Annotated in this window: 5 protein-coding genes; 3 read left to right on the top strand and 2 right to left on the bottom strand. The window is 45.0% G+C overall.

Annotated features, from left to right (window positions below):
* Positions 1-623 precede the first annotated feature (623 nt).
* Entirely contained in the window at positions 624-1,571 is a 948-nt protein-coding gene (locus QUA00_RS35340; protein WP_333413192.1) for a type IV pilin-like G/H family protein, read from the top strand.
* A gap of 724 nt (positions 1,572-2,295) precedes the next feature.
* Here the strand turns inward: QUA00_RS35340 and QUA00_RS35345 are convergent.
* Both QUA00_RS35345 and QUA00_RS35350 read right to left on the bottom strand, forming a co-directional pair.
* On the bottom strand, positions 2,296-4,719 hold the full coding sequence (locus QUA00_RS35345; protein ID WP_333413195.1) for an EF-hand domain-containing protein: 2,424 nt from the start codon (positions 4,717-4,719) through the stop codon (positions 2,296-2,298).
* A gap of 659 nt (positions 4,720-5,378) precedes the next feature.
* Positions 5,379-6,623, bottom strand: a complete 1,245-nt coding sequence (locus QUA00_RS35350) for an HhoA/HhoB/HtrA family serine endopeptidase (protein WP_333413196.1) — start codon at positions 6,621-6,623, stop codon at positions 5,379-5,381.
* Between the two features lie 283 nt (positions 6,624-6,906).
* Here QUA00_RS35350 and QUA00_RS35355 point away from each other — a divergent pair, with 283 nt between their 5' ends.
* Together QUA00_RS35355 and QUA00_RS35360 are read left to right on the top strand one after the other, a co-directional pair.
* Positions 6,907-7,260, top strand: a complete 354-nt coding sequence (locus QUA00_RS35355; protein WP_333145411.1) for a metal-sensitive transcriptional regulator — start codon at positions 6,907-6,909, stop codon at positions 7,258-7,260.
* Positions 7,261-7,610: 350 nt separating this feature from the next.
* Positions 7,611-9,056, top strand: a complete 1,446-nt coding sequence (locus QUA00_RS35360) for a transposase (RefSeq protein WP_333413198.1) — start codon at positions 7,611-7,613, stop codon at positions 9,054-9,056.
* The last annotated feature ends 22 nt before the right edge of the window (positions 9,057-9,078 follow it).

Genomic DNA, 9,078 nt, shown 5'->3' on the forward strand with positions numbered 1-9,078 from the left:
TCTATCCTTGCTCTTCGCTGTGCTTATCTCAACGGTCAACTTTCAATTTGATGTATTTGCCAAACTGAGATGCACCCCCTGTACCGAACTCCTGGAGTATTGCTATCTAGGGCTTGCTCGATAAGTGCAGAAAGGTTACACGATCTGGTTATGCGATCGTGCGATCGAGAAAAGTGTGCAAGATAAACAGGTAAAATAGTACAAAACCCGAGGTACAGCCAGTGCGATCGTGTACAGAAAAGCTGAGTTTGCCTCAAGTCCCCCATCCGACACCGTAATCTAGTTTAGTAATGAACCTTTCTACCTGGTTGCGCCAGGTTTTTTGTGTGTTTTTATATTGAACGCGCAAAACAACACCTGTTTTTGGATTAAAGATAATCTCCAATTATATCTGGAGGGGATTAAAGCCGGAAAAATTTATCTTAAATCGAGCTTGAATATATCGATCGCTCCTGCTATTGGAAAAGCGATCATTTATTCAGCAAGCCCTATGTATTGATAGTTAAATGTTAATTGTTTCTATCTGTTGATATTTGGGCTTAAATTAAGTTTAACACGCTTTGATTAGATATAGAGACCAAACTAAAGTGGTAAAATCCTGTAAATATCAGGATTGACCTTTCATGACTAACACTTACTTCAACTTTTGCAACTTCCTAATCATATCTTGCCTGTTGCCATTGAATATTGGCAGTAGCGCGATCGCGCAACAGTCACCAAAACCAACGCCAACTCAATCTCCAAACCCCGCCTTAACTAACTCCCGCACCTCGCAATTTGTAGGACAGTGGCGGCTAAAAGATTACTTGCCGATTCCGCTGACAGTTATTTTCACCCAAGACGGTAAATTATTTGTCTTATTGCCTTCTTATTTAAGTTCGTTTTTGTCTACAGGCTCTCCCTCTCTTTCCAGAGGATCTGTTAGTGCCTTTGAGTATCGCTACAAAATCAATTCAACTGCCCAACCTATGCAGATTGATCTGATATCACCTGCTGAGAATCAAACTGTAGCGACAATTTTTGAGTTGACCTCGGACGGTCAACTTCGCGTAGAATGGGAAGGGATAAATCCGGGAGAACCCAGACCTACTGAGTTTACTGCTGGTGCGATTTATTTGCAAAAAGTTGCTAATACAACGGCGCTACCTCGGAATACTCAAATAATTGATTTGGCAGCACAGCAAAGACAGGCGCGAGAATCGGAAGGTCAACAATATATTAGTTCTATGAACATGGCTCAACAGGCTTTCTACATCGAAAATGAAAAATTTGCTACAGCGATTGATGAGTTGGGTATAGGCATTAAACCGGAAACTGAAAATTACAGCTTTCAAATTGTACCTCAAAGCGGATCTCTTCCAAGTGCGATGATGACTGCTAAAGCGAAGAGTCCCGAACTAAAAAGCTATACGGGTGCGGTTTTTGCCATCAAAGTTAACGGCGAAGTTACAAGTGTTTCTGTTGTTTGCGGTACCGATCAACCTTCAACTACGCCACCAGCAATGCCAATTGCTCCTAAGAATGCGGAAGAAGAAATTAAATGTCCGGCTGGTTCCACTGCGGCAGAATAGTCAAGGTTGAAGTAGGGGAATGTTAACACTTAACAGTTAACATTCCCAACATATCTATTTAGCCACCAGGCGGCATTATCAGACGATTAAGTATCTCTCGATCTCTAATTTTATGATTGGAGACATTTAAATCGAAATCCCCATCTATCTCACCTCCATACTGCCAAATTAGCAGTGGTACACATTGTTGTCGGCAGCGATCGAGATACAGCAGATTGCAGGTAGATAGAGTACACTTAAAATAAGTATCGCAGTAGCCGTTTGGAAAAAGAAGACCTAATTTTGGGTGGGAGATAAGCTGTGTTGCATCTAGATTGCCTATGGTATTAGAGAGGGAGAAGGTCCGATGGGGATCGGGGGAGAGGATTTGGCGATTTTTGATCTGGACTCGAAATATACAATTTAAATGCACAACAGCTTAATCCCCAATTATAATTGGGGCAATCGATACAGATAAAACTTATTTTTAACCAAGCTTTCAGATATCGATAGCTCTTGTTATTGGGAGCATCTCATATTTGCAAAAACACTTCTTTCTTCTTCCTTCTGACTCTTTTCTCCTGGCTCCTGACTCCTGACTCCTAATTCCAATTTCGAGCTTTGCTGCTTTCATTGAGATGCTCCCTTGTTATTGATTTGCGATCGATTATTCAGCAAGCCCTATCTATATATATGAAGGGGGAAAAAGTTAAGCTTAAAAACTTAACTTTTTACTGACTCATATTCAAGTAGCCTCAACGAACACACCGCTGCGAGCAAACTCCTCTTCTTCAGGAGTGAAGACAGGAGGTTCATCCACAAGGTCAGGGTCAAAGTAATATGTCTCTTGTAGGAATTGTCCGGTGACGATCGCCTCGTCCAACTCCTGGATGTAATCTTGAGCAACTAAGCATACCTCCTTGATGCCTTCCTCATCCCTCTTATCCAACAGCTTATGCAATATTGCTCTCACCCCTGTCAGTCGTGCTGCGGGCTTGAGTATAGTGTAGAGGCGGTACATTCGATCGGTGGCAATGCTAATGTGTTTGAGGGCTTTGGCTTGTGCTAGCTCAGACTCAATGCTGGGCCAATAACGGGTGGTGTAGAATGCTTCCTCATCCTTTTGATACCACTCCTCCGATCGCGCAATTGATGAAGAGACAGTGTTGTGCAACTTCCAGAAGAATAAGCGCAGAGAAGGGCCATCTACTACGGTGGACAGCTTTGCCTCCATTGATACCTCAAAGCTATTCAGACGCGGATCGCGCCCAAGCACGAGGTACTCCACAGGGTAAATTTCCACCTCTTTATTCTGCACGACGTAGGCGTTGAGGTGGTGGCGGCAGTAGGGGCAGGGATACATACTGGCAAACAGGTTGAAGAAGTGCTTGAAGATGGCCACCAGAGTTATTTGCTGTTCGGGCGTCTTGGTAGAGACTATCTCAGCCGTAGTGTGCAAGAAACGCCACACCGCAGGGCCAATATAGTAAGGGAAGCTGACCCGCATTTGTGAATTCTTTACTTCAGTGCGATCGATATACACATCGATGAATGCCACATATTGCGAAAGTTCGCCAGACTCGCGCCCAGACTCTAAGCGTTCGCGCCGTTTCTGTATCCCATTGAGGTAGTGGTGCGTCAAGCGCCATGCCTGTTGAAGCATCAACTTCTGTTTTGGAGCGCATTTGGGAAAGTTTTCTGCAACATCCGCCCCATAGCGCCCAAATTCCCCTGACGTTTTAGTCGCTTCGTACCACTCGTTTAAAGCTGCTTCATCAGGCACCGTGTTGAAGGGAATGTCTGCTGCGGTAATGACGCTGAAGGCAGCCAGCAACTTCGGCATAAAGTCTTCATACCAATATGCTAGTGGCATCATCGCACCATCTATTTGCTCTGATGCCTCCGAGAGGATGACGCGGTTCCACTTCTTCAGGTACTCCTTGGGATCTCCCTCGGATTTGGCAGGTGGCGCTGCCATGTTCTCACTCAGATCCAGGTTTCGCAGTCGGTTGAGTTCGTTGATGGCAAGCACACCCTCGGCAATGTCACGCAAGTTGGGACTATCCTTTTTGATGGTCATTGCCAACTCGACTGCCGCCCCAAACTTCTCCTTGGCGGTGGCAGACTTATCCCGCGCCTGCAACATGGCTTGTTCTTGGGCCAACATTTCAGGAGTTTTTTCTATGGTTTTCCAGTTCTTGATGCGATGCTCTAGTCGGGCATATTCATCTTCGAGGGATTTAACTACTGCATCCAGTAGAGGGTTGCACGCCGAGTCTACTATACCCAATCCTTTATAAAGCCCGATCGCACTCCTGACAAATCGCACAAAATCAGCAATTTTGTATGGCAAGTCTCTCACGCACAGGTGAGTCTCGTGGTTGGCACAGAAACTCTCGCGGAAGCTGCGGTAGGCTGCTCCCTGGATCAGACGAAACAAACCAATCTGCATCTCCAAGCGGGACGTACCGCGCTTCTTCTGGGCTTGTGGGTGTTGGGCAAGTAGTTCTTTTAGCCGCGCTATTTCTCGATTGCAACCGGTGGGTGGTTCTTGTAGATCTTCTAGATTAGGTTCAATAGTGGGAGAAGCTGCCTCGTTGACAGCAGTGGCTATACTTTCGATCGCAGCCGCAGCCTCTGTACTATCTGAAATTTCGGTTATCTGTGCACTGACAACCGGAATCGGCGATTCTTGATCTCCTGTTGTGATCTGTGGCTCATCGGGTATTAGTGTGCAGAATTCCTCAAAGTCAATTAAGGCATTGCCGTCATGGTCTGCCTCTTCGATGATCTCATCGAGCTCTGGCTCTGTCAGCCCAAACGGGCTCATCACATCCTGCATCTCGTTTTTAGTGATTTGACCGCTACCGTTTTCATCAAATACACTAAATGACATTTTGAGACGACTCTGGCGATCGCCTTGCTGGGACACCATCAGCATTTTGAATTCCTCAAAATCGATACTGCCAGACTTGTCTAAGTCCACTTCCTCGATCATTTCGCGCAGCTCGGTTTCGTTAGCACTCTGTCCTAGCGATCGCATCACTTGACCGAGTTCTTCTGATGAAATAGCACCGCTCCCGTCCGCGTCCAATACTTTGAACACTTCCCATAACTTTGCCACCTCTTCTTCAGTCATGGCTTTTTTTTCAATATCCACAGATGTCATACTAAATTTTCCCTAATTTTTTTATTTTATGTCTATTAATTATGGCTAATATAAGTAGGTAATCACAAAAAAAAAAATATTTTGTAAGCTTTTGTAGGGGCTGGTTTCGCCTAGAATATATACTAAGAGAGATGTGATGAGTGCAAAACTCTGCCTATCATGTAATGTTTATTTGAACCCACTTACTTTAATTCGTGATGAATTACGAAACTGTTACAAATGATACTATAACTCTGCATAGTTGCCAGGATTATCGCAATGATTGGGCGTTTTAGTGGGTGAATTAAATAGTTAGAAACCCATCCGTATTTAAGTCACTAAAAAGTTTTTATTGTTGACATTGACAGTTGACTGTGAGTCGATAAACAGAGAATTGCGCTGATATATCGAAGATACATATGGTTGCCACTTGACTCGACTTTGTAATTCCGATGAAGCGCGGATTTGAGCTGAAGCGGTTAAAGTGCGATCTAGACTGAAGGGCGAGATCCTTTTGCATCAGGATTTGAGTTAAAAGTAGACGCAATATTCGGTCATAGTTGAGTGAAGTTAAATCATCTATGATAGCAATCCTATTTCATTTGTGAATAATTTTTCTGCCCAGCACGCGAGCGAGAGGAAGAGGGGTTTTTAACAAATTTCCCCCCTTCCCCTTCTAGTTAAAAATCTCTCAGTTGAGCAGTTTGAACGGCAACTTCTTTAATCTCGGAACCGCGGCGCACCTTCAGTTCCAGAATTTGACCGATTTGGCTGTTTTCCACCAAATTTTGCAACTGTTCGGGTTCAGTCACTCCCTCGCCGTCAATTTGAACGATGACATCCCCCTTGCGAATCCCTGCTTCCTCAGCAGGCGTATTTGGCACAACTCGCATCACTAACACCCCTTTCACTTCCGGCACGATTAAAGGAGCATTGGGGTCAGAATTATTCTCTCTGGCCATTTCAGGAGTCAAAGCAATCATCTGAATCCCTAAAAACGGATGGCTGACTTGTTCTCCCTTGGCTAACTGCGCGTAGATGGCCTTGGCTTTGTCGATCGGAATCGCAAACCCAATACCCATTGCATCGGCTCGAATCGCCGTGTTGATGCCAATCACTTCTCCTCTGCTGTTTAACAGCGGGCCACCGGAATTGCCGGGATTGATGGCGGCGTCGGTTTGAATGAAATCGAGCCGCTTGTCGGGAATGCCGACGGCTGCACTGGAGCGTTTGAGGGTGCTGATAATGCCCAAGGTGACGGTGTTGTCAAATCCCAGGGGGTTCCCCACGGCGATCGCCCAATCTCCCACTTTCACCGCGTCGGAATCTCCCAAGGTGGCCGTCGGCAGGTTTAATTGCTTGGTATTAATTTTGACAACAGCCAAATCTGTTACTTCGTCAGTACCTTGCACTTCTCCTGGAAATGTTCTGCCGTCGTTTAAGGTGACTGTCACTCGATCGGCTTTGTCAACTACGTGAGCGTTGGTTAAAACAATCCCGCTTTTGTCAATGATGAAGCCGGAACCTTGACCGCGCAACCGTTCTTGTCTGGGGGTCAGGCTGCGTAAATCTTCTCCCAAAAATCTGCGGAAGAATGGGTCTTCCATTAAGGGGTCGAGGTTGCGACTGACGGTGCGCTCGGTATCAATACGAACAACTGCCGGCCCGACTCGATCGACAGCCGCTGTCACAAAACTGCCGGTATCCCCTGGGAGTTCCGAACCCCGCAGCGCTAACAGTTGCGGATTCGCAGCGGTGGCTGGGAAACTCTGGAACTGTAAGTTGGGCGGATTGCTGCCATCAGCGGCTGCAGCGGGTGCAGCATTGATTGCTAACGCACTCAGGGCGATCGTCATTCCTAAAATTAGGGCGAACCAACGATCACCGGTTCGAGGGGCGGGGCGAAAAAACTTAAATAGTCGCATAGCGTCAATCTTTGTTAGTCTGGGTTAGTCTGGTAAGGGTGTGCGATCGTGCGGACTCAATAATCTGTCACCATAAAGATCCTAAATATATTTTGACAGTTACAATACATGAGTCACTAGCCCGCACCAACTCAACATATTCTGAATTCTAACTTTTAAATTTCCCTCGTAATACCAGTTTCAAAAAAAGAATGCAACTCTAGGCCCCTGGGCCCAACCATTACCAAATCACTCATTCCCAATCTAAAATCTAAAATCTAAAATCTAAAATGGTATAACCCCAATGATTCTATCTGATACTTCTACTGACAAATCCTTGCCCTCAAATTCCCACCACCATCACGACGCTGAATCAGCCCACCCTCACCATCACGATGAAGAATCGAGGCGGCGGCTGGTAAATCGCTTGTCTCGGATTGAGGGACACGTCCGCGGCATTAAAACAATGGTGCAAGAAAACCGTCCCTGTCCCGAAGTTCTCGTGCAAGTTGCTGCAGTTCGAGGCGCGCTCGATCGCGTAGCGAGAATCATTCTTGACGAACACTTAACTGAGTGCATCGCCAGAGCCGCGAAAGAAGGCAATATTGATACGGAAATCGAAGAGTTGAAAGCGGCTTTGGATCGGTTTTTGCCTTAGCCGTTGCCAATTTTTAAATCGATATAACAAAACCTGCAAATTAGACAAAACTTGCAAGTTATGATTTCTGGCCAATTTTTTAACTACCAGCCGGGAACTCCCTCGGTATATTTAGAGGGGACATATCTGAGCGCTGCGCCCCGTACCCCGAATAAATTACGCCCGCGTGATGGAAGGCTCGTCGGATGGAGGGACGGAAGCCGACAATTAAACTTGGCTACTATGAATCAATCTTCGGGAGCATCTTGATTTTCAATGTACTTCCAAGTGTTGAAATGGTAATTTTTGGTGTTGCATTTTGGACGTACACAAACTATACTATGCAAAGGTCGAAAAAAGGAAGTTTAAAAATGCAACTCACTTACAAATACCGCCTCAAACCCACCAAAGCCCAACTAGCAACAATTGTGGCTCATTTAGAACTCTGTCGCCGACAGTACAACTACCGAATCGGGGAAAGATTTAGGTGGTGGGAAGCCACGAGAACGCCTATCAATGCCTGTCCATTAGTTGTTTCGATAGTCCCTGTTGAGGAGATTTATCAAAACATTCCTTTGACGAGAGTGCAGACTAGGGATGGTAGAAAAAAGGATGAATTAGGCAATCCTTTGACCAGGAAAGGTGATGTTTTCTCGAACATTGAAGGCGGATATGTACAGTGGCAGACGATACAATTGGCTGACCTGAAAAACACAAAAAAGCTATTTCCTGATTATAAAGTGTTAGATTCTCAGGTCTTGCAAGATGTCGTTAACAGAGTGGAAACTTCCTTTTCAAACTTTACTACGCCCGACAAAAATGGCAATCGTAGAGGCAAGCCCAAGTTCAAGGGGCTTCACTACTACAAATCTTTCACATACCCTCAACTAGATAATTTACATATCGTTAAGGATGAGCAAAATAGGATTTGTATCGACCTCGCAAAAATAGGTCAAGTACCGATGGTTTTTCATCGTCCAATACCAACAGGGTTCAAAGTTAAGACGGGGAGTGTCATCAGAAAAGCGGATGGGTGGTATATTTCCTTGACGTTAGAAGATAAGACAGTTCCCGTAACGGTTGCAGAAATTCAACCGACTGATGAAAATACTGTGGGTATCGACCTGGGAATTACTAATTACGTTTATCTTTCTAATGGCGAAAGAGTAGAAAATCCTAGATTCTGGAGGAAGTCGGCTGAAAAATTAGCAAAGCTTCAAGCGAAACTAGCTAAAAAAGTCAAAGGTTCTAAGCCTTGGAAAATTATCAAGGACAGGATTTCTAAACTCCACCAGTTTGTAGCTAGAGCTAGATTAGATTTTCAGTTCAAAATAGCACATGAGCTATTCGGCAAATGTGATGTTTTAGTTATTGAAGACTTGAGTGTCAAAAATCTGACTAGACGTGCCAAGCCTAAGACTGATATTGAGAATGGTAATTTGGTTTATTTGCCCAACGGTCAGTCAGCTAAGAGCGGCTTGAATAAATCAATGCTTGATGCTGCTCACGGGCAGTTCGCTAGCGCCCTAAAATATGTCGCCTGGAAATTGGGTAAAAGCGTTTTGCTTATCGATCCAAAAGGAACTTCTCAGCATTGCTGGAACTGCCTCAATAAAGTCCCGAAAGAATTATCGGAACGCTGGCATTCTTGTCAGTGCCGAGAATCTTTGGATCGGGATGAAAACTCAGCTAAACTCATCAGAAAAATTGGCTTGATTTACGAAAGTGGCGGGGGAACTCCGTCACTCAAAAAAGCCTTTGCAAAAAAGGAAAAAGAAGCCTGCGGTCTAACGGTAAGTGCGATTCGTTTAACCTAAAGTAGGTTGAAAGGCTTACGGG

It is taken from the genome of Microcoleus sp. T2B6, from assembly GCF_036700475.1.
Lineage (GTDB): Bacteria > Cyanobacteriota > Cyanobacteriia > Cyanobacteriales > Microcoleaceae > Microcoleus.